This is a genomic window from Jiangella sp. DSM 45060, from assembly GCF_900105175.1.
GTDB lineage: Bacteria > Actinomycetota > Actinomycetes > Jiangellales > Jiangellaceae > Jiangella.
This window is the reverse complement of sequence record NZ_LT629771.1, coordinates 7,063,338-7,085,619: the sequence shown is the minus strand read 5'-3', so window position 1 is coordinate 7,085,619 and position 22,282 is coordinate 7,063,338. Positions and strand designations below refer to the sequence as shown.

Genomic DNA, 22,282 nt, shown 5'->3' with positions numbered 1-22,282 from the left:
ATGGCCGACCAGTCTGTCGTCCCCGACTACGCACTCGCCGACGAGCTCGAGCTCACCGACCCCGCGCAGTACCGGGCGTTGTTCGACGAGACCCGGATGAAGATCGTCCACCTGTTGCTGGAACGGGCCGCCACGACGACGGAGCTGGCCGCCGCGCTGCGCAAGCCGAAGGGAACCGTCGGCCACCACCTGAAGGTCCTGGAGTACGCGGGCCTGGTGCATGTCGTGCGGACCAAGCAGGTGCGCGCCATCGAGGCCCGCTACTACGGCCGCACCGCCCGCGTGTTCCTCTATCACGACTGGGACCGCGCCTCGTTCGACGGCATCGGGCTTGAGCCCAAGGGGGTGCTCGCGGAGACCGTCACCGAGATCCAGCAGCTCCCGGCCGAGCTGCTCGACCTGCCCATGATCACCAACACCCGCTACGCCCGCATCCCGGCCGAGCGGGCGGCGGAGTGGCGACAGCGGCTGATCGAGCTGCTGGACGAGTTCGTCCGGCAGCCGCGCGACGGCGAGGTGACCTACGGACTGCTGGTCGGCGTCTTCCCGACCCAGCGCGGGCACCTGCCGGAGCCGAAGGACGGTGCGTCGTGACGACGACGACGGCGCCCGCGAAGGCCGGGCTGGGCCGCAACTACTGGAAGCTGTGGAGCGCGTCGGTCGTCTCGAACTTCGGCGATGGGCTCTCGGCGGTCGCGATCCCGTGGCTGGCCACCGCCATCACCCGCGACCCGATGCAGATCGCCTTGGTCACGTTGGCCACCCGGCTGCCGTGGCTGCTGTTCTCACTGCCGGCCGGCGTCATCTCCGACCGCCTCGACCGCCGCAAGCTGGTCGCGTCGATGGACGTCGCCCGGTTCGCCGTCATGGGCGCGTTCGCGCTCGTGGTGCTGGCCTGGCAGTCCGAGCTGCCGACACCCGATCAGGTCGCCGGCGGCACCGCCGACGTGCCCGAGAACGGCGCCGTCCTGCTCGCCCTGCTGTACCTGATGGCGTTCCTCCTGGGCATGGCCGAGGTGCTGCGCGACAACACCGCGCAGACGCTGCTGCCGTCCATCGTCGCGAAGGACCGGCTGGAGAAGGCGAATGGGCGCATGTGGGGCGCCGAGGTCGTCGTCAACAACTTCGTCGGGCCGCCGCTGGCCGGACTGCTGCTGGGGCTGGCGTTCGCGCTGCCGTTCTTCGTCAACGCCGGGACGTTCGCCATCGCGGCCGCGCTGGTGTTCATGCTGGCCGGGCAGTTCGCCCCGAAGGGCAAGGTCACCAGCGGCCGGATCAACTGGCGGACCGAGATCGGCGAAGGCGTGCGCTGGCTGTGGAACCACCACCTGCTGCGGTCGCTGGCCTTCCTGCTCGGCGCCGCGAACGGGCTGAACGCGGCCGCCATGGCGATCTACGTGCTGCTGGCGCAGGAGATCCTGGACCTCAACGCGACCGAGTTCGGCATCCTGCTGTCCGGGACGGCGGTCGGCGCGGTGGCCGGCTCGCTGGTCGCGCACCGGGTCAGCGCCCGCATCGGTCCCGGCACGTCGCTGTTCGTGTCGCTGATCGTGCTGGGCGCCACCATCGGCGCGATCGGCCTCGTCTCGTCGCCGTACGTCGTCTACGCGGTGCTCGTGGTCGAGGGCTTCTTCATCGTGCTGTGGAACGTCATCACGGTGTCGATGCGGCAGAGCATCATCCCCGACCACCTGCTCGGCCGGGTCAACTCCGTCTACCGGTTCTTCGGCTGGGGCGCCATCTCGGTCGGGACGCTGCTCGGCGGCGTGCTGGTGAGCGCCGGCGAGGTCTGGCTGAGTCGCGAGTGGGCGCTGCGGCTGCCGTTCCTGGTCGCCGCGGCCGCGCACGTGCTGATGGTGCTCTACGCGCTGCCGCGGCTGACCAACGCCCGCATCGAGGCGGCGAAGGCTCAGGCCTCGAACGCCGAGGACAGCGTCGACTCGTGAGCCGTCCGCAGCTCGTCGACCGGCACGCTGAACTGCCCTTGGACGTCGAGCAGGCCGCCGTCGTCGACCACGCCGATGCGCTGGTGCGGGAAGCGGCGCGCGGAGCACATGTCGGTGAAGCGCACTTCCTCCGAGCGCGGCACCGAGACGATGGCCCGGGCCTGCGACTCGGCGAACAGGAACACGAACGGGTCGAGGCCGTCGGGCACCCACACCCGCGCGCCGACGCCGTAGCGCAGCACCGACTCGACCAGCGCGACCGCCAGCCCGCCGTCGGAGAGGTCGTGCGCGGCGTCGATCAGCCCGTCGCGTGAGGCGTTGACGAGGATCTCGGCCAGCTCGCGCTCGGCGGCCAGGTCCACCGACGGCGGACGCCCGCCCAGGTGCCCGTGCTCCGCCCACGCCCACTCGGAGCCGCCGAACTCGTCGCGGGTGTCGCCGAGCAGGTAGATGACCTGGCCGGACTCGCGGAAGCCCTGCGGCGTCCGGCGCCCCACGTCGTCGAGAACGCCGAGCACGCCGACGATCGCCGTCGGCAGGATCGCGGCGTCGCCGGTCTGGTTGTACAGCGACACGTTGCCGCCGGTGACGGGCGTGCCGAGCGCCTGGCAGCCGTCGGCCAGGCCGCGGATCGCCTCGGCGAACTGCCACATGACGGCGGGGTCCTCGGGCGAGCCGAAGTTGAGGCCGTCGGTGACGGCGAGCGGCGTGGCGCCGGTGGTGGCGACGTTGCGGTACGCCTCTGCCAGCGACAGCTGCGCGCCGGTGTACGGGTCGAGCTTGGCGTAGCGCCCGTTGCCGTCGGTGGCGATCGCGACGCCCAGCCCCGTCGCTTCGTCGATGCGCAGCACGCCGGCGTCCTCGGGCTGCGCGAGGACGGTGTTGCCGAGCACGTAGCGGTCGTACTGGTCGGTGATCCACGCCTTCGAGGTCAGGTTCGGCGACGCGAGCAGCCGCAGCAGGGTGCCGCGCAGCTCGTCACCGGTGCTCGGCCGCGGCAGCGACTCAGGCCCGGACGCCTGCAGTTCGTCCTGCCAGGACGGCCGCGCGAACGGCCGCTCGTACACCGGGCCGTCGTGCGCGACCGTGCGAGGGTCGACGTCGACGATGGTCTCGCCGTGCCAGTCGATGATCAGCCGGCCGGTGCCGGTGACCTCACCGATGACGGCGGTCTCGACGTCCCACCGCGTGGTGATGGCGAGGAACGCGTCGAGGTTCTCGGGCGTGACGATGCCCATCATGCGTTCCTGCGACTCCGACATCATGATCTCGCCGGGCGTCAGGCTGGGGTCGCGCAGCAGCACCTTCTCGAGCTGCACGTACATACCGCCGTCGCCGTTGCTGGCCAGCTCGGACGTCGCGCAGGAGATGCCGGCCGCGCCGAGGTCCTGAATGGCCTCGACGACCTGCGCCTCGAACAGCTCGAGGCAGCACTCGATGAGCACCTTCTCCATGAACGGGTCGCCGACCTGGACGGCCGGCCGCTTCGACGGCTTCGAGTCGTCGAAGGACTCCGAGGCGAGGATCGACGCGCCGCCGATGCCGTCGCCGCCGGTGCGGGCGCCGAACAGCACCACCTTGTTGCCGACGCCGGTCGCGTTGGCGAGGTGGATGTCGTCGTGCTTCATGACGCCGACGCACAGCGCGTTGACCAGCGGGTTCGCGGCGTACGACGGGTCGAAGACGACCTCGCCGCCGATGTTGGGCAGGCCCAGGCAGTTGCCGTAGCCGCCGACCCCGGCCACCACACCGGGCAGAACGCGGTGGGTGTCGTCGGCGTCGAGCGGGCCGAACCGCAGGGAGTCCATGACGGCGACCGGCCGCGCGCCCATGGCGAGGATGTCTCGGACGATGCCGCCGACGCCCGTCGCCGCGCCCTGGTACGGCTCGACGTAGGACGGGTGGTTGTGCGACTCGATCTTGAAGGTGACCGCGTAGCCGTGGCCGATGTCGACGACGCCGGCGTTCTGGCCGATGCCGACCAGCAGCGCGTCGGACTCAGGCGCCTTCTCACCGAACTGGCGCAGGTGCACCTTGGAGCTCTTGTACGAGCAGTGCTCGGACCACATGACGCTGTACATGGCCAGCTCGGCGTTGGTGGGCCGGCGGCCGAGGATGTCGCGGATGCGCTGGTACTCGTCCTCCTTGAGCCCCAGTTCGTCCCAGGGCTGCGGCTGGTCCGGGGTCTTCGCGGCCAGCTCGACGGTGTCGATCACGAACGGACCAGTCCTTCCAGAACGGACGTGAAGAAGCCGAGGCCGTCGGTGGTCGGCCCGGTGAGCGCCTCGACCGCGTGCTCGGGGTGCGGCATGAGTCCGACGACGTTGCCGCGGGCGTTGGTGACGCCGGCGATGTCGCGGTAGGAGCCGTTGGGGTTGTCGCCGGTGTACCTGACGACGACCCGGCCCTCACCCTCGAGCTCGTCGAGCGTGCGCTGGTCGGCGACGTAGCCGCCCTCGCCGTTCTTCAGCGGGATGACGATCTCCTGGCCGGCCGCGTAGCCGGACGTCCACGCCGTGGACGTGCTCTCGACCCGCAGCGGCTGGTCGCGGCAGACGAACTTGCGGTGGTCGTTGCGGATCAGCGCGCCCGGCAGCAGGTGCGACTCGCACAGCACCTGGAAGCCGTTGCAGATGCCGAGCACCGGCAGCCCGCCGCGCGCGGCGTCGACCAGCGGCTCCATGACCGGGGCGAACCGCGCGATGGCGCCGCAGCGCAGGTAGTCGCCGTAGGAGAAGCCGCCCGGCAGCACCACGGCGTCGACGCCGTGCAGATCGGCGTCACCGTGCCAGAGCGAGACGGCCTCGCCACCGGCGACCCGGACCGCCCGGGCGGCGTCGCGGTCGTCGAGGGAGCCGGGGAACGTGACGACGCCGACGCGCATCAGACGCCGGCCTCCACGTGGACGGTGAAGTCCTCGATGACGGGGTTCGCGAGCAGCGTGGCGGCGGCCCGCTCGATCTCGGCGACGGCTTCGGGCGTCGCCTCGCCGTCCAACTCGATCTCGAATCGCTTGCCCTGCCGGACCGAGGAGACACCCTCGAAGCCGAGCCGGCCGAACGCACCCTGCACGGCTTTGCCCTGCGGGTCGAGAATCTCGGACTTGAGCATGACGTCGACAACGACGCGGGCCACGGGCACGCTCCTCGCGCGGCGGAGAACTGGGGGCGTACTCAAGGATACCCAGTCGGGCACACCCTGGATGAGCGAGCCCGATTGATCCTCGGGGTTTGTCGACCTGGTCCGGTGCCGGCTCGGCGTGCCGCGCGTGGGGTTGCGGCCTTGGCGTCCCCTGCTGCCTCTCGTCATGGCCGCTGCTGTCCGGGGACCGGGAAGGAGCGGGCACTCCTCGGTCCGAGGCGCGGGGACGCCACGTCGAGCGATGATCTTGAGTCGCGTTCCGGGCTCACGCCATCCGGGCGTGGTCCCGGGTCGACGACGGCTCGGCGGCGGTTCGGTCCGCACCCTGCCCCGACCGAACCACCGCCGTCCGCACCCAACCCATACCGGCCGCTGCGGACCGGCCGCCCTAATCGGGGACGACGAGCCGGAAGCCGACGCCGCGCACGGACACCACGCGCAGTTCGTCGACCACCAGGGCCAGTCGCCGCCGAAGTCGTTTCACCGCCGAGACGACGGGGTCGGCGTCGCCCAGGTAGCGGGTCTTCCAGATCCGCGCCATCAACTCCTCGAAGGTCCAGACCCGGCCGGCCTCCGTCGCGAGCGTCGCCAGCAGGTCGAACTCGCGTGCGCTCAGCGCGATGTCGACCTCGCCCCAGGTGACCTGGCGGGACACGAGGTCGACGCGGAGACAGCCGCGTTCGATGACGCGGGTCTCGAGATCCTCCATGCCGGCCGGGCTGTCGGGTATGCCCGTGTCGCCGACCAGCAGCTTGCGCGCCGCCTCCGAGTCGGGCGCGATCATCACGATGGCCCGCCGGTCGATCGCCTGGGCGATCGCGGTCGAGTCCTCGAGAGACGTGCCGACGCAGATGACGAATGGCGTGATCACTTCAATGTATGGCGCTGCGGACACCATGCACCAACTCCCTGCAAATCGCCCCACCGATTGCTTGGCAGCATGACAGGTTTCGCGACGTTTTGGTATGTCTCACGGAATATTTCCGGTTAATTCCCGGGCATCCAGGAGTCAATGCCTGTGACATCGCCCGTCAACGGCCTCGATCTTGCCCTCCGCCCGACCTTGTCGCCGGTAGCCGGACGTCGCGAGGATGGCGGCACCGCATTTCGGACACGTGTGACACGGTGCCTGGCCACCTCCCTCCGCCGTGTTGCGCCCACACAGGAGGTCCACCGTGCAGCTTCCAGCCCACCGAGGGCGGCGATATCTCGCCGCAGTACTCTCGGTCTTCGCCTTGGTGTCGGCGGTCCTGGCCGCCACACCGGCGCAGGCCGGATTCGGCCGTCCGGCCGAGCCCGTGTCGAAGATCGAGCCAGGCGTGTTCGACCCCGACGCCGTCAAGGACAGCGCCGACTTCTGGGTCCGGTTCAGCTCGACCGCGCGGACGACGTCCGCGTCGGACATCGCGGACTGGACCGAACGTGGTCAGTTCGTGGTCGACCAGCTCAAGGCGACCGCCGACCAGTCGCAGGCCACCGTCCGCAAGCTCCTCGACGAGCGCGGCGTCGGCTACGAGGCGCACTGGATCACCAACGCGATCCTGGTCGAGGACGGCAGCCGCGCCCTCGCCGAGCAGATCGCCGCCCTCGACGGCGTCGAGCAGATCCGGGCGCCGCGCACCTACGACCAGCCCGAGCCGGTCGACGAGAAGGGGTCCGGCGGCATGGGCACGGCCGCCGTCGAGTGGGGCATCGCCAACATCAACGCCGACGACGTCTGGTCGCAGTACGGCGTCCGCGGCGAGGGCATCGTCGTGGCCAACATCGACAGCGGCGTCGACTACGACCACCCGGCGCTGGTCGAGCACTACCGCGGCAACAACGGCGGCAGCTTCGACCACAACTACAACTGGTTCGACGCCACCGGCTCCAGCGACACCCCGTTCGAGGGCGCCGGCAACTCGCACGGCACCCACACGATGGGCACGATGGTGGGCGACGACGGCAGCGGCAACCAGATCGGGGTGGCGCCCGGCGCGACGTGGATCGCGGCGAACGGCTGCAACACCTGCTCCGACGCCGACCTCATCGCGTCCGGCGAGTGGATGCTCGCGCCGACCGACCTGAACGGCCAGAACCCTGACGTCTCGCAGCGCCCGCACATCGTCAACAACTCGTGGGGGTCGCGGTTCCCGTCCAACGACCCGTTCATGGAGGACATCCTCATCGAGTGGGCGAACGCCGGCATCTTCGGCGTCTGGGCCAACGGCAACAGCGGCGACTCCTGCTCGAGCAGCGGCTCGCCCGGCAGCCGGACGATCAACTACTCCGTCGGCGCGTACGACTCGAACAACGTCATCGCCGACTTCTCCGGCCGCGGCCCCGGCCAGGACGGTGAGATCAAGCCGAGCATCTCCGCGCCCGGCGTGGCCGTGCGCTCGTCGATCGACGGCGGCGGCTACAACCTGCTGTCCGGCACGTCGATGGCCACGCCGCACACGGCCGGCGCCATCGCGCTGCTGTGGTCGGCGGCGCCGACGCTGGTCGGCGACATCGAGGGCACCCGCGCGCTGCTCGACCAGACCGCCATCGACGTCGAGGACCTCACCTGCGGCGGCACCGCCGACGACAACAACGTCTGGGGCGAGGGCCGGCTCGACGCGCTCGCGCTGATCGACGCCGCGCCGACCGGCGAGACCGGCACGATCACCGGCACCGTCACCGCCGCGGGCGCACCGGTCGAGGGCGCCACCGTCGCCGCCGCCGGGCCGCTGGAGCGGCAGACCACCACCGGCGCCGACGGCACCTACACCCTCACCCTCACCACCGGCGACTACGACGTGACGGTGTCCGCGTTCGGCTACGCGACCGCGACGTCCACCGCCACCGTCACGGCCGACACCGCGACGACGCTCGACGTCGCGCTGGAGCCGGCCAGCAGCCACCCCGTCACCGGCACCGTCACCGACGCCGTCTCCGGGGCACCGGTCGCCGGCGCCACCGTCAGCATCGACGGCGTACCCGTCGACCCGGTCACGACCGGCGCCGACGGCACGTACGCGTTCGCGGCGGTCCCGGCCGGCTCGTACTCGCTGACCGCCGACGGCGGCCGGTGCGCCGACCCGCTGACGCAGGCGCTGACGGTCAGCGGTCCGTCGACGCTGGACTTCGCGCTGCCGAAGCGGGCCGACGGCTACGGCTACTTCTGCACCACCGGCCCGTCGGAGTACGTCGAGGGCACCGACCCGGTGGCCCTGAGCGGGGACGAGGCGACGGCCACGGTCGCGCTGCCGTTCAGCTTCCCGTTCTACGGCGAGAACTACGACACCGCGTACCTGTCCTCGAACGGGCACGTGAACTTCCTCGCGACCGTCACCAACTACTCCAACACGGCGCTGCCGAACGCGGCCGCGCCCAACGCCACGCTGGCGCCGTTCTGGGACGACCTCAACATCCAGGCCGGCGGCGGGGTCTACACCGGCGCCGTGGACGGCGGGTTCGTCATCGAGTACCGCAACGTGTCGTTCTTCAGCGTCGCGGACGTGCGGATCGACTTCAGCGTCACGCTGTACGAGGACGGCACCGTCAGCTTCGCCTACCGCAACCTCGACCCGGCCGAGGCGCGCGAGCTCGGCAACAGCGCGACCGTCGGCATCGAGAACGCGACCGGCACCGACGCCCTGCAGTACTCGTTCAACGAGGCCGCGCTGTCCGACGACACGGCGATCACGTTCGAGCTGCCGCCGAACGGGTCCGTCACGGGCACCGTCGCCGACGCCAACGACGGCCTGCCGATCGTCGGCGCCACCGTCGACGCCGTCGCGCCCGACGGCACCGTCGTACGGCAGGCGACCACGGACGCGAACGGCGACTACGCCATGCAGCTGTTCTTCGGCGCCTACACGGTGCAGGCGAGCAGCGCCGGGTACGAGGGCGGCTCCGAGGACGTGCTGATCAACCAGGACGGCGAGGTCAACACCGTCGACTACGCGCTGCGCACCGGCGTCGCCGTCGTCGAGGCGGACGAGCTGTCCTGGACCATCACCGAGGGCCAGACCCGCTCCGGCGAGGTGACCATCACCAACACCGGCTCCGCGGACCTGACCTGGGAGGCGACCGAGGTCGACCGCGGCACCGGCCGGCAGTCGGCGCCGACGCCGGCGCTGATGGGCAGCTCGGAGGTGGACGAGAACGCCACCAACGCGTTGGGCACGTACTCCAAGGAGCAGCTGGCCGACCTCGCGTCGCGGGACATGGCTCCGGCCGCGCCCGGCGACGTCGTGGCCCAGTGGCCCACCACCGGGCTCTCCGTGGCCTGGGGCGTCGGCTTCGACGGCGACGTCTGGGTATCCGACCCCGACTCCATCACCAACCACCAGTTCTCCACGTCCGGCGAGGCGGGCTCCGTCTTCCCGGGCAACTGGGGCGGCGTCTGGAACGGCGACATGGCGCTGGACTCCAGCACCGGCGCGATGTGCCAGGTCAACGTCGGCGGCGACAACGCGATCCACTGCTTCGACACCGCCGACGGCACCGAACAGTACGTCGTCTCGGGCTCGCCGTGGACCGCGACCTCGCAGCGCGGCCTCGCCTACAACCCCGTCGACGACGTCTTCTACATCGGCGGCTGGAACGAGGGCGTCATCTACACCGTCGCGGGCCAGTCCCATGACGACCCGGGTGCCACCCTCGCCCAGTGCTCGACGGAGGACGCCTCCATCGCCGGCCTGGCCTACAACCCGACGGCGAACGTGCTCTGGATGGTCAACAGCTCGCTGACCACGTTCATCTACCAGATCGACCCGTCGACCTGCGACACCATCTCGGCGATCGAGTTCCCGGAGCAGGGCGAGGGCCCGGGCGCCGGCCTGGAGATGAACGCCACCGGTGAGTTGTGGGCGACCAGCCAGCTGACGAACACGGCGTACCTCGTCGACACCGGCGTGCCGAACGCCAGTGACGTGGCGTGGCTGTCGGAGGACCCGGCCGCCGGGACCCTGGCGCCGGGCGAGTCGGCGACCGTCACCGTCACGGCCGACAGCACCGGCCTCGCGCCGAACCGCTACGAGGCGACGCTGACGATCGGGACGAACGCCGGGCGGGAACCGAACCACCAGGTCCCGGTCTCGCTGGTGGTGCCCGCCTACCAGGTGGGCGTCAACGCCGGCGGCGCCGCCTACACCGACGGCGACCTGGACGTGTGGCAGGCGGACCGCGCGTTCACCGCCGGCTCCTGGGGCTGGGTCGGCCAGCGGGTGGAGACGTCGTCCACCAACCGCGCCATCGGCGGCACCGACGACGACAAGCTGTTCCAGAGCCGGCGGTCCGGCATCTTCGGCTACCGGTTCGACAACGTGCCCGCCGGGACGTACGAGGTGGAGCTCGGGTTCGCCGAGTTCCAGGCGAACATGTTGCCCGGACGCCGCGTCTTCGACGTCAGCGTCAACGGGTCGTACGTGCTGGTCAACCACGACGTGGCCGCCGAGGTCCGCGGGCTGTGGGCCGACCAGCACACGTTCGTCGTCGAGCACCAGGGCGGTCCGCTCAACATCCAGTTCCACGACCGCTTCGGCTACCAGCTGCCGATCGTCAACGCCCTGCGCGTGACGGACCGGCCCGACCTGTAGGAGGTTCTGGCTGTCCGGGGGCGGTGCCGTGCGCGGCGCCGTCCCCGGCGGCATGCCCGGCTCGCGACGCACAACGGGGCCGGTTCTCACCAGCCCCGTTCGCTCCCTGCGGTCCGCCCCGCTACCTCAGCAGCGACACGAGCTCCATCAGGGGAACACCCAGGAGGAGGATCACACTCACCATGCTCGCGAGGATCGACGCCACTCCCTCTCGGGGGGCCACCAGTGAGCCGCGGCCAACAGCCCGCCCGGTAGCCCATCCACTTTCGATGAACTACACCCGGGCGGATCCCGTATGTAGTTAGCCCTTCAGGATGACACCTGGTCACGAGGAGGTCAATGACTGTAGGCTGATTTCGCCAGGGGAGGTGCGGCTAACACCGACGATCCTGGCTAGAACCCCGGCGCGTTCTGCTTTGGTTCCGCGCCGGGGTTTCTGCTGCTCGGCCTCAGATGATCGGCGACGGGGTGTAGGCGGCGGCGACGGGATGAGCGGCCGCGATCTCCTCGACCCGGGCGACGACGGCGCCGACCTGGGCCCGCGCGGCGCCGGTGAACTCCAGCGGCGCCCGGACCAGCGAGTCCAGATGCGCCTGGTCCAGCCCCAGCCGCTCGTCCGCCGCCAGCCGCTCGAACAGGTCGTTGCGCTCCGCGCCCTGCTCGCGCATGGACAGCGCGACGGCGACGGCGTGCTCCTTGATGGCCTCGTGCGCCGTCTCGCGTCCGACCCCGGCCTTGACCGCGGCCATCAGCACGGACGTCGTCGCGAGGAAGGGCAGGTAGCGGTCCAGCTCGCGGGCGATGACCGCGGGGTAGGCGCCGAACTCGTCGAGAACGGTGAGGAAGGTCTCGAACAGGCCGTCGAGCGCGAAGAACGCGTCGGGCAGCGCGACCCGGCGCACGACCGAGCAGAACACGTCGCCCTCGTTCCACTGGGCGCCGGCCAGCTCCGCCGCCATCGACGCGTAGCCGCGCAGGACGACGGCGAGGCCGTTGACGCGCTCGCAGGAGCGGGTGTTCATCTTGTGCGGCATGGCGCTGGAGCCGACCTGACCGGCCTTGAACCCCTCGGTGACCAGCTCCTGCCCGGCCATCAGCCGCACCGTGGTGGCCAGCGACGACGGCCCGGCGGCCACCTGGACCAGCGCCGACACGACGTCATGGTCCAACGAGCGCGGGTAGACCTGGCCGACGCTGGTGAACACCCGCTCGAAGCCCAGGTGCGCCGCGATGCGCCGCTCGAGCTCCGCGAGCCGGGCGTCGTCGCCGCCCAGGAGGTCCAGCATGTCCTGCGCCGTGCCGACCGGACCCTTGATGCCACGCAGCGGGTAGCGCGCGATCAGCTCCTGCACGCGGTCGAACCCCACCAGCACCTCGTCGGCCGCCGACGCGAACCGCTTGCCGAGCGTCGTCGCCTGGGCGGGGACGTTGTGGCTGCGGCCGGCCATGACGGTCTCGGCGTGCTCGGCGGCGCGCGCGGCCAGCCGGACGAGGACGGCGACCATGCGGTCGCGGACGTGCTCGAGCGACAGGCGGATCTGCAGCTGCTCGACGTTCTCGGTGAGGTCGCGGCTGGTCATGCCCTTGTGGACGTGCTCGTGGCCGGCCAGCGCGTTGAACTCCTCGATGCGCGCCTTGACGTCGTGCCGGGTGACGCGCTCGCGGGCGGCGATGGAGTCGAGGTCGACGTCCTCGAGCACCGCCTGGTACGCCTCGACCACGCCGTCGGGGACGTCGACGCCGAGGTCGCGCTGCGCCTGCAGCACGGCCAGCCAGAGCCGCCGTTCGAGGACGATCTTGTTCTGCTGCGACCACAGCCGGGTGAGTTCCGGCGAGGCGTAGCGGGCGGCGAGGACGTCGAGGATCGCGGGCTTGTCGGGCACGGGTCCATTCTCCCGCACGACGCCCGGGCGGTCGGCACCACCCGTTTGGAGATCGGGCGTTCGGGCACCAACCGGTCGGGAGATGAGAGAAGGAGGCACCATGGAATTCGTGCTCTGGATCCTGGCCGTCATCCTCGTGATCGCGGGCATCGTCTCGTTGGTCCGCGGCCAGCTGTTGTGGGGCATCGTGCTGATCGTCGTCGGCCTGCTGGTCGGGCCCGGCGGGGTGAGCGTCTTCACCTGAGCCGCGGCACCTCGGCGAGAAACTCACGAAGGACCGCCCGGACCCGCTTCGGCGGCATCCGGGCGGTCACGAACATCGCCTGGGTGGCCAGCCCGTCGACGAAGACGTGCAGGTACTCCGCCCAGGCCGCCACCCGTGGGTCGACGTCCACCGGCTCGCCCTCGAACCCGGCCAGCGCGAACACCACCTGGACGTGGAGACGGCGCTGGTTCTCCCACAGCTCCTCCGCACCCGCCAGCGGCTCCTGACGTGACCACTCCGTCACCGCGAGCCACAGCAGGAACTCCTCGCGCCGCCGCTCGTCCAGCGGGATCAGTTCCTCGAGCAACCCGGCGACCAGGTCGAGCAGCGGCAGCCGCCCTCGTTCGGCCGCGGCCCGCTCCGTGACGCGCCGCTCCACCCGCTCGCTGACCACCGTCGCGACGAACTCGCGCAGCTCACGCTGGGTGGAGAAGTAGTAGCGCAGCGCACCGGTCGACCAGCCGGCCTCCGCCGCCACCGTGCGCACCGACGCACCCGCCGCGCCGTCGCGCACGACCACCCGCAGCGCCGCCTCGGCGATCTCACGCCGGCGCTGTTCGTGGTCCACGACCTTGGGCATGCCTCTTTCTATCACGCCTGTGCTAATTTATTTCGCACAGTCGTGTTGCAACCCGAGGGAGACCGCCGTGGGACCCGACGTCATCCTGCCGGTGTACGGCCTGGCCCTGCTCGACACCATGAGCCCGGCGACCATCGGCATCTCGATCTACCTGCTGCTGACGGCCGGCGCACGCACGCCGCGGCTGCTGTTCAGCTACCTCGCGACCGTCACGCTGTTCTACTTCGTCCTCGGCACCGCGCTGATGACCGGGCTCGGCGCCGTCGTCGACTCTCTCGGCGACGCCGCCAACAGCCGGACGGCGTACCTGATCCAGGCCGGCGTCGGCGCCGCCCTGTTCATCGGCGCCTGGTTCGTGCCGACGAAGACGAAGGACGACGACGGCGGCGGGCCGTCCGGACGGCGGGAGCGGCGGGCCGGGCGGGCGCAGACCGTCCCCGCGGCGGTCGGGCTCGGCGTCACCACGGGCCTGCTGGAGGGCGCGACGGCGCTGCCGTACCTGGCCGCGATCGGCATCATGACGTCGAACGAGCTGAGCCCGGCGCAGTGGGCGCCGCTGCTGGCCGGCTACAACGTGATCATGGTCCTGCCCGGCGTGCTGCTGTTCGTCGTGTGGCGGGTGGCCGGCGACCGGGTGCGGGCCCGGCTCGAGCGGTTCCGCGACTGGCTGCAGGCCAACTCGGCCGAGACACTGAGCTGGATCATGGGCATCGCCGGGTTCCTGCTGGCCCGCGACGCCGTCTACGTGCTGCACACCGAGTTCCAGCTGTTCGGCTGAGCGCGCTAGCATCCTAGCCATGGCCGACAAGGTGCAGTTCAACGTCTACCTGCCGCCGGACGTCGTCCGCGCCACGAAGCACCGCAGCATCGACGAGGAGCTGAGCCTGTCGGCGTTCGTCGAGAAGGTGCTGCGTGAGTACCTCGCCACCGCGCAGCAGGAGGATCCCCGATGACGCTCACCGTCCGCCCGGTCCGGCGCACACCGCACGCCGAGGCGTGGGTCCGGGTCGTCGAGGCGCTCGGCGGCGTCGTCACCGGCCGCGACGGCGACCGCGTCGACCTCGCGCTCGGGCACGGCCGGGTCGCCGTGGTGCGTGCCGACGAGTCCGCCGCCGAACTGGGCTTCGAGGCGCCGGACCTGTTCGCCGTCGCCGCGGAATGCGAGCGCAACGGCCTCGCGACGGTGTCAGCCGGCGGCCGGCTCGAGGTCACCGGGCCCGACGGCCTGCGGGTGCACGTCGACGAGCGTCCGGAGGTCGCGCCGCCGCCCGGCGCCGATCCCGCGCTGTCGACGCTGCCGCTCTGGTACTCGCCGGACGTCGCGGGCGCGGCCGGCGTGCTGAGCCGGCTCGGCCTGGCGGTGCGCATCGCCTCGCAGACCGGCGACTGGGTCGACTTCGTCGCGCCCGGCGGCGGGCTGGTCGCGGCACACGGCGCCGACCGGCCGTCGGTCCAGGTCTCGTTCGAGTACGACGGCGACGTCCGCGCGCTGGCCGCCCGGCTGAGCGCCTGCGGCCTCACCGCGTCCGTCGTCGACGAGAACTACGGCCTCACCGTGCGGGTGCCCGACCCCGACGGCGGCGGCGACATCTTCGTCAACCAGGTCCAGACCGACCTGCACGGATTCCGCCGGGCCGGCACGTAGTCCGTCGCGGCCGGAATGCCGCGACGGCGCCGCGGGGTTGTCCCTGTGGCATCCCCCCGACGAGAACGAGGCACGTATGTCCCGACCGATCCGCATCGGTGTCCAGATCCAGCCCCAGCACGCCGACTACCGGGAGATCCGCCGCGCCGCCGCGGAGGCCGAGGACGCCGGCGTCGACATCGTCTTCAACTGGGACCACTTCTTCCCGTTGCGCGGTGAGCCCGACGGCAAGCACTTCGAGTGCTGGACGATGCTCGGCGCGTGGGCGGAGCAGACGTCCACGGTCGAGATCGGCGCTCTCGTGAGCAGCGTCGGCTACCGCAACCCGGAACTGCTGGCCGACATGGCCCGCACCGTCGACCACATCAGCGACGGCCGGCTGATCCTCGGCATCGGCGGCGGCTGGTTCCGGCGCGACTACGACGAGTACGGCTACGAGTTCGGCACCGCGGGCACCCGGCTCGACGACCTCGGCGAGGCGCTGCCGCGCATCAAGGACCGCTGGTCGAAGCTGAACCCCGCACCGTCGCGCGACATCCCGATCCTCATCGGCGGCGGTGGCGAGAAGAAGACCCTGCGTCACGTCGCCGAGCACGGCACCATCTGGCACGCCTTCGGCGACGCGAGCATCCTGCGGCACAAGTCCGAGGTGCTGGACGGCTGGTGCGCCACCGTCGGCCGCGACCCGGGCGAGATCGAGCGCTCGACGGCGGTGAGCGGCCGTCCCGGCGCGGCCGCCGAGGCGCTCGTCGAGCTGGGCATCACCCTGTTCACGATCAGCGCGTCCGGCCCGCTCTACGACCTCGGCTCCCTCACCGACTGGGTCGCCTGGCGCGACCGCCACAACACCCCCTGACAGCGGCGCTGAGGGAGGCCGGCCCCGCCCGCCCGTGGAGCTGAGCCGGTGGGTGGGGTCGCCGGCAGGGGTAGGCTGCGGGCGTCCGAGCGAGGAACGAGCGAGGCGGGCGGGGCCGGCGACCCCACCCACCGGCGGAGTGGCCGCGAAGGTCAGGCGCTGACGGCGAACTAGTGCCCGATGATCAGGCTCATCGCCTCGGCGCGGGTGGTGGCGTCGCGCAGCTGACCACGGACCGCGCTGGTGACCGTCTTGGCGCCCGGCTTGCGGACGCCGCGCATCGTCATGCACAGGTGCTCGGCCTCGACGACGACGATGACGCCGGCCGGCTTGAGCAGCTCGACCAGCGAGTTGGCGACCTGCGACGTGAGCCGCTCCTGCACCTGCGGCCGCTTGGCGTAGACGTCGACCAGGCGGGCCAGCTTGGACAGTCCGGCGATGCGGCCGGACGGGCCGGGGATGTAGCCGACGTGGGCGAAGCCGTAGAACGGGACGAGGTGGTGCTCGCACATGGAGGCCAGCTCGATGTCCTTGACCAGCACCATCTCGTCATGGCCCAGCTCGAACGTGGTGGTGAGGACGTCGGCGGGGTCTTGGTGCAGCCCGCCGAACATCTCGGCGTACGCCCGCGCGACCCGCGACGGGGTGTCGAGCAGGCCGTCACGCTCGGGGTCTTCCCCGATGGCGACCAGCAGCTCGCGCACGGCCGCCTCCACCCGGGCGTGATCGAACTGCCCGGGCGGCGGCGTCGGCACCGGCTCCGCGTTCACTCCGTCAGCCCTCGGCCGGGCCCTCGGGCTTCGGCATCGGCGGCAGCACCGGGGTGGGGTCGGGCGCGACGGTGATGGCGGCCTGCTCCTCGGCGTGGTGGCCGTTGGTCGAGACCTTGATCGGGAACGCGACCGGGCCGCGCTCGGACGGCTTGCGCGTGGCCGAACCGGTCCACGCGGGACGCCGGCCGCGCTTGCGGATGGCGGCGAAGACCTCGGCGACCTCTTCCTTGTTCAGCGTCTCGCGCTCGAGCAGCGCGATGACGAGCTGGTCGAGGATCTCGCGGTTCTCGACCAGGATGTCGAAGGCCTCCTGGTGCGCGGTCTCGATGAGCTTGCGCACCTCTTCGTCGACGATGCCGGCGACGGTCTCGGAGTAGTCGCGCTCGTGGCCCATGTCGCGGCCCAGGAACGGCTCGGACCGGTCGGAGCCGAACTTGATGGCGCCCAGCCGCTCCGTCATGCCGTACTGCGTGACCATGCGCCGGGCCAGCGTGGTGGCCTTGTCGATGTCGTTGGACGCCCCCGTGGTGGGGTCGTGGAACACCATCTCCTCGGCGGCCCGCCCGCCCATCATGTAGGCGAGCTGGTCGAGCATCTCGTTGCGCGTGGTGGAGTACTTGTCCTCGTCGGGCAGCACCATGGTGTAGCCGAGTGCGCCGCCGCGCGGCAGGATCGTCACCTTGTGCACCGGGTCGGTGTGGTGCAGCGCCGCCGCCACCAGCGCGTGCCCGCCCTCGTGGTAGGCGGTCATGCGCTTCTCGTCGTCCTTCATGATGCGCGAGCTCTTCTGCGGGCCCGCCACCACGCGGTCGATGGCCTCGTCGAGCGCCTGCGGCGTGATCTGCTTCTCGTTGCGGCGCGCGGTCAGCAGCGCGGCCTCGTTCAGCACGTTGGCGAGGTCGGCGCCGGTGAAGCCCGGCGTGCGGCGCGCCACCGCGCGGAGGTCGGCGTCCTCCGTCAACGGCTTGCCCCGGGCGTGGACGCCCAGGATCTTCTCGCGGCCCTCGAGGTCGGGCGGCTCGACCGCGATCTGCCGGTCGAATCGGCCCGGACGCAGCAGCGCGGGGTCGAGGATGTCGGGCCGGTTGGTGGCGGCGATCAGGATGACGTTCGTCTTGACGTCGAAGCCGTCCATCTCGACCAGCAGCTGGTTCAGCGTCTGCTCGCGCTCGTCGTGGCCGCCGCCCATGCCGGCGCCACGGTGCCGCCCGACCGCGTCGATCTCGTCGACGAACACGATGGCCGGCGCGTTCTCCTTGGCCTCCTTGAACAGGTCGCGGACCCGGGAGGCGCCGACACCGACGAACATCTCGACGAAGTCGGAACCGGAGATGGAGTAGAACGGCACGCCCGCCTCGCCGGCGACCGCGCGCGCCAGCAGCGTCTTGCCGGTACCGGGCGAGCCGTACAGCAGCACGCCCTTCGGGATCTTCGCGCCGACGGCCTGGAACTTGCCCGGCTCTTGCAGGAACTCCTTGATCTCGTGGAGCTCCTCGATGGCCTCGTTGGCGCCGGCGACGTCAGCGAACGTCGTCTTCGGCGCGTCCTTGCTGGCCAGCTTGGCGCGCGACTTGCCGAACTGCATGACGCGGCCGCCGCCGCCCTGCATCTGCGTCATGAAGAAGAAGATCAGCGCACCGAGGATCAGGAACGGCAGCAGCGTGCCGAGGATGCCCCACAGGATGCTCGGCTGCGGCACCTCGACGTTGTAGCTCTCGAGCTTGGTGCCGTCCTCGTCGTGCAGCCGCTGCAGCGACTCCTGCAGCTGCAGGCCCTGACCCTCGACGTACTGGGAGACGATCTTGGTGTTGTCGGAGTCGGCGAGGGTGAGCTCGATCTCCTGAGTCTCACCACCGGTGATCTTCGCGGACTGGACGTTGCCGGCCTCGATCTCGGAGACGATGCGAGCGGTGTCGACCTTCTCCGCGCCGCCGGCACGGTCGAGCACACTGCTCAGCACGACGGCGGCGAGCACGAAGACGAGCAACCAGATGAGTGGTCGCGTGAATCGCTTGGCGTTCATGATGCGAGACCTGCTGGCCCCGTACCTCCTGTGATCGGCTGCCTTCTGCACACGCCGCGAACGCCCGGCATGTCCACCGAAGGTGTCGGATCGTCCGACGATACCTTGCGCGGGCCTGCTCGACCATTCCGGCAGGTCGGTTACATGGTAGGAACGTCGCAGGTGAGCACCCGTGTTCCCGGGACGCCGGACAACTGCGTCACATCAGCTGTAGACGTGGGGTGCCAGCGTGCCGACGACCCGCAGGTTGCGGTACCTCTCGGCGTAGTCGAGGCCGTAGCCGACGACGAACGCGTTGGGGATGTCGTAGCCGACGTACCTGACGTCGACGGCGGTCTTCGCGGCCTCGGGTTTGCGCAGCAGCGTGCACACCTCGACCGACGCCGGCCCGCGCGAGCGCAGGTTCGACACCAGCCACGACAGCGTCAGCCCGGTGTCGATGATGTCCTCGACGACGAGCACGTGGCGGTCGGTGATGTCGGTGTCGAGGTCCTTGACGATGCGGACGACGCCGCTGGACCTCGTGCCCGACCCGTAGGACGAGATGGCCATCCAGTCCTGCTCGACGTGCCGCGACAGGTGCCGGCTGAGGTCGGCCATGACCATGACCGCGCCCTTGAGCACGCCGACGAGCAGGAGATCCTTGCCGTCGTAGTCACGCTCGATGGCGGCCGCCAGCTCCGCCAGTTTGTCCTGGATCTGCTCCTCGGTGAGGAGGATCTGCTCGAGGTCACCGTCGACGTCTTCTGGATCCACATCCGCAGCCTTTCACACGCCGTCGCGACCGGCGCGGGGTGTGGCGGATCTCGGCCGCGGCCCCGCGCCGGCTCAGCTTCGCGCTGGGGGCGGAGGTGCCGGTGGATGCTGCGCCGGCTCCGCTTCGCGGCGGTGAAGCATGCCGCGTGCGCGCTTGACGCCGGCTCCGCATCCACCGGCACCTTCGCCTGCAGGCCGCGCTCGTGCTGCCGCGTCCGCGCCTCTCTAGGTGAAGTGCAGGCGGCCGTCGCGGCGGGTGGCGCGCAGGCCGCCGGGGAGGTCGATGCCGGCCTGCCCCCTCCACCCCGTGACGAGCGTGTCGACGGCGGCGACGTGGGCCGCGGTGAGGTCGGTGGGCGGACTCCCGGCGGCGATCGCGGCCCGGCGCAGCACCCTCCAGCGGACCGCCTGCGGTAACACCGCCAATTCGGCGACGTCCAGCCCCGGCGAGGTCGCGGCGCGGGCGGGCGCAGCGGCCGCGGCGCCGGCCGGCACGGCGGGCTCAGCTCCATCCAGGGCACCGGCGCGCTCCAGCGCAGCGGCCGCGGCGCCGACCGGCACAACGGGCTCAGCACCGTCCAGGGCACCGGCGCGTCCGGACGCAGCGGCGTCGGCGTGAGCCGGCGCGACCGCGTCGTCGGCGGACGTTGTCGGTGCCCGCCCGTAGGGTGGGGCCCCACCCGGGCCGGGCGGGGTCTGCGTACGGTCGCGACGATCAGCGGACGGGTCCAGCGCCGCCCCCGCCCCGGCCGCCAGCGCCGCGTCCGACGCCAGCGCCGCCCCCGCGTCCGACGCCAGCGCCGCGTCCGACGCCAGCGCCGCCCCCGCGTCCGACGCCAGCGCCGCCCCCGCGTCCGCCGCCAGCGCCGCGTCGGCCGCCAGCGCTGCGGCCGCGCCCGCCACCGCGGACGCCGACGCCGCAGCCCCCGACGTCGACCCCGCCGCGGACGCCGCCGCGGACGCCGACGGCTCCGTCAGCGCCGCGAACGCGGCGGCCGCGGCGGCGTCCAGCGCATCCGCGTCGGCGCGGGCGAGGGCGGCGGTGCGGGCCAGTGCCTCGGCGACACCGGGACCCAGCTCGGCCTCGAGCACCGGCAGCACCCGGTGCCGCACCCGCGCCCGCGCATATGCGTCGTCCTCGTTGTGCGGGTCCTCCCACGCGACGAGCCCGGCCGGCAGCGCCGCCCGCACCACCGAGCGGCGCAGGCCGAGGAGCGGGCGCCGAAGCGAACCGGAGCGCACCGCCATGCCCGACAGCGACCGCGACCCCGACCCGCGCGCCAACCCCAGCAGCACCGTCTCGGCCTGGTCGTCCAGGGTGTGGCCCAGCAGCACCGCCGACGCGCCCACCCGCGACGCCGCCGCCGCCAGGGCCGCGTACCGGGCCGCCCGCGCGTTGCCCTCGGGACCGTCCGGCCCCCGCGACGCGTCGAGGTGGACCGTGGTGACGGGGTCCAGGCCGAGCCGCACCAGCGCCGAGGCCGCCGCACGCGCCCGCGCCGCCGACCTGTCCTGCAACCCATGGTCGACGCAGACGGCGCCGGCCCGCAGCGCTCCGGACGAACGGGCGGCCACCCAGGCCGTCGCCGCCGCCAGCGAGAGCGAGTCGGCCCCGCCGGAGCAGGCCACGAGCACGGTCGAGCCATCGGCGAGGTCCGCGAGCGCAGAGCGCACGGCCCGCCGGACGTCGAGGTGCGGGTGCCCCATGGGAGCAGGATCAGCCCAGCGCCGGCTGGCCGTGCACCCGGCGCACCCAGGCGACGGGATCGGCGATCTCGTCCTTGGTCGGCAGCGTGGCCGGCGACTCCCAGATGCGGTTGAAGCCCGGCATGCCGACGCGGCCGACGACGGCGTTGACGAAGGCGGCGCCGTCGCGGTACTGGCGCATCTTGGCGTCGAGGCCGAGCAGCCGGCGGATGGTGCGGTCGAGCCCGACGGAGGAGTAGCGGCGGCGCTGGAACCGGCGCCGGATGGTCTCGACCGACGGGATGACGTCGGGCCCGACGCCGTCCATGACGACGTCGGCGTGCCCCTCGAGCAGCGACATGAACGCGGTGACGCGGTCGAGGACGGCCTTCTGCGCCGGCGTCTGCACGAGATCGAGGACGGAGCCGCCGCCGTCGGCGGACCGGGCGGTCTCGCCGAGGGCCCGGATGGCGTCGCGGGCGCGGGTGAGGAACGCGCCGGGGTCGACGTCGGTGGCCTCGACGAACGCTTCGATCTCACTGGCGAGGTGGTCGCGCAGCCACGGGACCGCGGTGAACTGCACGCGGTGGGTCTCTTCGTGCAGTGTGACCCAGAGCCGGAAGTCGTGTGGGTCGACGCCCAGTTCGCGCTCGACGTGGACGATGTTCGGCGCGACCAGCAGCAGCCGGCCCTGTGCGCCGTCGTCGGGTCCGCCCAGCTTGCCGGCCCAGAACGGGTCGAACTGGCCGAGCACCTTGCTGGCCAGGAACGCCAGCAGCGCGCCGGTCTGCAGCCCGGTGACCTTCGGGCCGACCCGCTGGAACGGGCTGTGCTCGCGGCCCTTCTGCAGCTTGCGCTGCAGCGGCGCGATGATCGTGCGCATGCTCTGGGCGTTGGCCCGGGCCCAGTTGCCGCGGTCGACGACCACCAGCGGCGCGTAGCCGAGCGAGGCGTCGAGACCGGTGAAGCCGTTGACGTGCGCCTCGGCCTCGGTCGCGAGCCGGCGCAACTCCGCCACGGCCTCGCGGGCCTCGGAGTCGGTGACCGACGGCCCGGGACCGGCCAGTCGTTGCGCCGTCGCGACCGCGAGATCCCAGTCGACCATGTCGGGAGCGGAGTCAGCGGTCGTCATACGACCACGCTACGTCACCGGGCGGCGGC

General features: G+C 71.7%; 19 protein-coding genes. 8 read left to right on the top strand and 11 right to left on the bottom strand.

The window, feature by feature from the left end:
- A complete protein-coding gene (locus BLU82_RS32025; RefSeq protein WP_092624849.1) occupies positions 1-594 on the top strand; it encodes a winged helix-turn-helix domain-containing protein in 594 nt (197 codons plus the stop codon).
- Positions 591-1,946 (top strand): MFS transporter, encoded by a 1,356-nt coding sequence (locus tag BLU82_RS32020; RefSeq protein WP_092624848.1) that lies wholly within the window; start codon positions 591-593, stop codon positions 1,944-1,946. The genes BLU82_RS32025 and BLU82_RS32020 overlap by 4 nt, the downstream gene beginning before the upstream one ends.
- Here the strand turns inward: BLU82_RS32020 and purL are convergent.
- The 4 genes from purL to BLU82_RS32000 form a co-directional block, all read right to left on the bottom strand.
- The gene (purL, locus tag BLU82_RS32015) at positions 1,910-4,162 is read right to left on the bottom strand and encodes a phosphoribosylformylglycinamidine synthase subunit PurL (protein ID WP_092624847.1); all 2,253 of its coding nucleotides are present in this window, start codon (positions 4,160-4,162) and stop codon (positions 1,910-1,912) included. The genes BLU82_RS32020 and purL overlap by 37 nt on opposite strands.
- Positions 4,159-4,830, bottom strand: a complete 672-nt coding sequence (purQ, locus tag BLU82_RS32010) for a phosphoribosylformylglycinamidine synthase subunit PurQ (RefSeq protein ID WP_092624846.1) — start codon at positions 4,828-4,830, stop codon at positions 4,159-4,161. Before purQ ends, purL begins: the two co-directional genes overlap by 4 nt.
- Positions 4,830-5,081, bottom strand: coding sequence for a phosphoribosylformylglycinamidine synthase subunit PurS (gene purS / locus BLU82_RS32005; protein WP_069109956.1), 252 nt, complete (start codon positions 5,079-5,081; stop codon positions 4,830-4,832). Before purS ends, purQ begins: the two co-directional genes overlap by 1 nt.
- Before the next feature lie 394 nt (positions 5,082-5,475).
- Positions 5,476-5,958 carry a winged helix-turn-helix domain-containing protein gene (locus BLU82_RS32000; protein WP_157741395.1) on the bottom strand — a complete coding sequence of 161 codons (483 nt, stop codon included), beginning with the start codon at positions 5,956-5,958 and terminating at the stop codon, positions 5,476-5,478.
- A 367-nt stretch (positions 5,959-6,325) separates the two neighbouring features.
- On the opposite strand from BLU82_RS32000, the gene BLU82_RS31995 reads away from it, so the two are divergent.
- Entirely contained in the window at positions 6,326-10,654 is a 4,329-nt protein-coding gene (locus BLU82_RS31995; RefSeq protein WP_197682605.1) for a carboxypeptidase regulatory-like domain-containing protein, read from the top strand.
- A 449-nt stretch (positions 10,655-11,103) separates the two neighbouring features.
- Here BLU82_RS31995 and purB read toward each other — a convergent pair whose 3' ends face one another.
- A complete protein-coding gene (gene purB, locus BLU82_RS31990) occupies positions 11,104-12,537 on the bottom strand; it encodes an adenylosuccinate lyase (protein ID WP_092624843.1) in 1,434 nt (477 codons plus the stop codon).
- Positions 12,538-12,637: 100 nt separating this feature from the next.
- On the opposite strand from purB, the gene BLU82_RS34890 reads away from it, so the two are divergent.
- Positions 12,638-12,781 (top strand): GPGG-motif small membrane protein, encoded by a 144-nt coding sequence (locus BLU82_RS34890; protein WP_172885748.1) that lies wholly within the window; start codon positions 12,638-12,640, stop codon positions 12,779-12,781.
- On the opposite strand, the gene BLU82_RS31985 is transcribed toward BLU82_RS34890, so the two are convergent.
- Positions 12,774-13,382, bottom strand: a complete 609-nt coding sequence (locus BLU82_RS31985) for a TetR/AcrR family transcriptional regulator (protein WP_092624842.1) — start codon at positions 13,380-13,382, stop codon at positions 12,774-12,776. The genes BLU82_RS34890 and BLU82_RS31985 overlap by 8 nt on opposite strands.
- Positions 13,383-13,449: 67 nt before the next feature.
- On the opposite strand from BLU82_RS31985, the gene BLU82_RS31980 reads away from it, so the two are divergent.
- The 4 genes from BLU82_RS31980 (at position 13,450) to BLU82_RS31965 (ending at position 15,883) form a co-directional block, all read left to right on the top strand.
- Positions 13,450-14,160 (top strand): GAP family protein, encoded by a 711-nt coding sequence (locus BLU82_RS31980; protein ID WP_092624841.1) that lies wholly within the window; start codon positions 13,450-13,452, stop codon positions 14,158-14,160.
- Between the two features lie 19 nt (positions 14,161-14,179).
- Positions 14,180-14,335, top strand: coding sequence for a CopG family transcriptional regulator (locus tag BLU82_RS31975; RefSeq protein ID WP_069109962.1), 156 nt, complete (start codon positions 14,180-14,182; stop codon positions 14,333-14,335).
- Complete coding sequence (locus BLU82_RS31970; RefSeq protein WP_092624840.1) at positions 14,332-15,027, top strand: hypothetical protein; 696 nt, start codon at positions 14,332-14,334, stop codon at positions 15,025-15,027. The genes BLU82_RS31975 and BLU82_RS31970 overlap by 4 nt, the downstream gene beginning before the upstream one ends.
- Before the next feature lie 76 nt (positions 15,028-15,103).
- A complete protein-coding gene (locus BLU82_RS31965) occupies positions 15,104-15,883 on the top strand; it encodes an LLM class F420-dependent oxidoreductase (RefSeq protein WP_092624839.1) in 780 nt (259 codons plus the stop codon).
- A 170-nt stretch (positions 15,884-16,053) separates the two neighbouring features.
- Here BLU82_RS31965 and folE read toward each other — a convergent pair whose 3' ends face one another.
- The 5 genes from folE to BLU82_RS31940 all read right to left on the bottom strand — a co-directional run bounded on the left by folE (position 16,054) and on the right by BLU82_RS31940 (position 22,253).
- Positions 16,054-16,653, bottom strand: coding sequence for a GTP cyclohydrolase I FolE (folE, locus tag BLU82_RS31960; protein WP_069109965.1), 600 nt, complete (start codon positions 16,651-16,653; stop codon positions 16,054-16,056).
- 4 nt (positions 16,654-16,657) lie between these two features.
- Positions 16,658-18,679, bottom strand: a complete 2,022-nt coding sequence (ftsH, locus tag BLU82_RS31955) for an ATP-dependent zinc metalloprotease FtsH (protein ID WP_092624838.1) — start codon at positions 18,677-18,679, stop codon at positions 16,658-16,660.
- Positions 18,680-18,883: 204 nt separating this feature from the next.
- A complete protein-coding gene (gene hpt / locus BLU82_RS31950; protein ID WP_092624837.1) occupies positions 18,884-19,435 on the bottom strand; it encodes a hypoxanthine phosphoribosyltransferase in 552 nt (183 codons plus the stop codon).
- 225 nt (positions 19,436-19,660) lie between these two features.
- Complete coding sequence (gene tilS, locus BLU82_RS31945; protein WP_092624836.1) at positions 19,661-21,142, bottom strand: tRNA lysidine(34) synthetase TilS; 1,482 nt, start codon at positions 21,140-21,142, stop codon at positions 19,661-19,663.
- A 10-nt stretch (positions 21,143-21,152) separates the two neighbouring features.
- A complete protein-coding gene (locus tag BLU82_RS31940) occupies positions 21,153-22,253 on the bottom strand; it encodes a zinc-dependent metalloprotease (protein ID WP_092624835.1) in 1,101 nt (366 codons plus the stop codon).
- Between the last annotated feature and the right edge of the window lie 29 nt (positions 22,254-22,282).

What these genes read in the sequence shown, in the direction of transcription:
- BLU82_RS32025 (WP_092624849.1), top strand. Translation starts at nt 1, where the DNA reads ATGGCCGACCAGTCTGTCGTCCCCGACTACGCACTCGCCGACGAGCTC.
- purQ (WP_092624846.1), bottom strand. Translation starts at nt 4,830, where the DNA reads ATGCGCGTCGGCGTCGTCACGTTCCCCGGCTCCCTCGACGACCGCGAC.
- BLU82_RS34890 (WP_172885748.1), top strand. Translation starts at nt 12,638, where the DNA reads ATGGAATTCGTGCTCTGGATCCTGGCCGTCATCCTCGTGATCGCGGGC.
- BLU82_RS31985 (WP_092624842.1), bottom strand. Translation starts at nt 13,382, where the DNA reads ATGCCCAAGGTCGTGGACCACGAACAGCGCCGGCGTGAGATCGCCGAG.
- BLU82_RS31975 (WP_069109962.1), top strand. Translation starts at nt 14,180, where the DNA reads ATGGCCGACAAGGTGCAGTTCAACGTCTACCTGCCGCCGGACGTCGTC.
- BLU82_RS31970 (WP_092624840.1), top strand. Translation starts at nt 14,332, where the DNA reads ATGACGCTCACCGTCCGCCCGGTCCGGCGCACACCGCACGCCGAGGCG.
- BLU82_RS31965 (WP_092624839.1), top strand. Translation starts at nt 15,104, where the DNA reads ATGTCCCGACCGATCCGCATCGGTGTCCAGATCCAGCCCCAGCACGCC.
- ftsH (WP_092624838.1), bottom strand. Translation starts at nt 18,679, where the DNA reads ATGAACGCCAAGCGATTCACGCGACCACTCATCTGGTTGCTCGTCTTC.
- tilS (WP_092624836.1), bottom strand. Translation starts at nt 21,142, where the DNA reads ATGGGGCACCCGCACCTCGACGTCCGGCGGGCCGTGCGCTCTGCGCTC.
- BLU82_RS31940 (WP_092624835.1), bottom strand. Translation starts at nt 22,253, where the DNA reads ATGACGACCGCTGACTCCGCTCCCGACATGGTCGACTGGGATCTCGCG.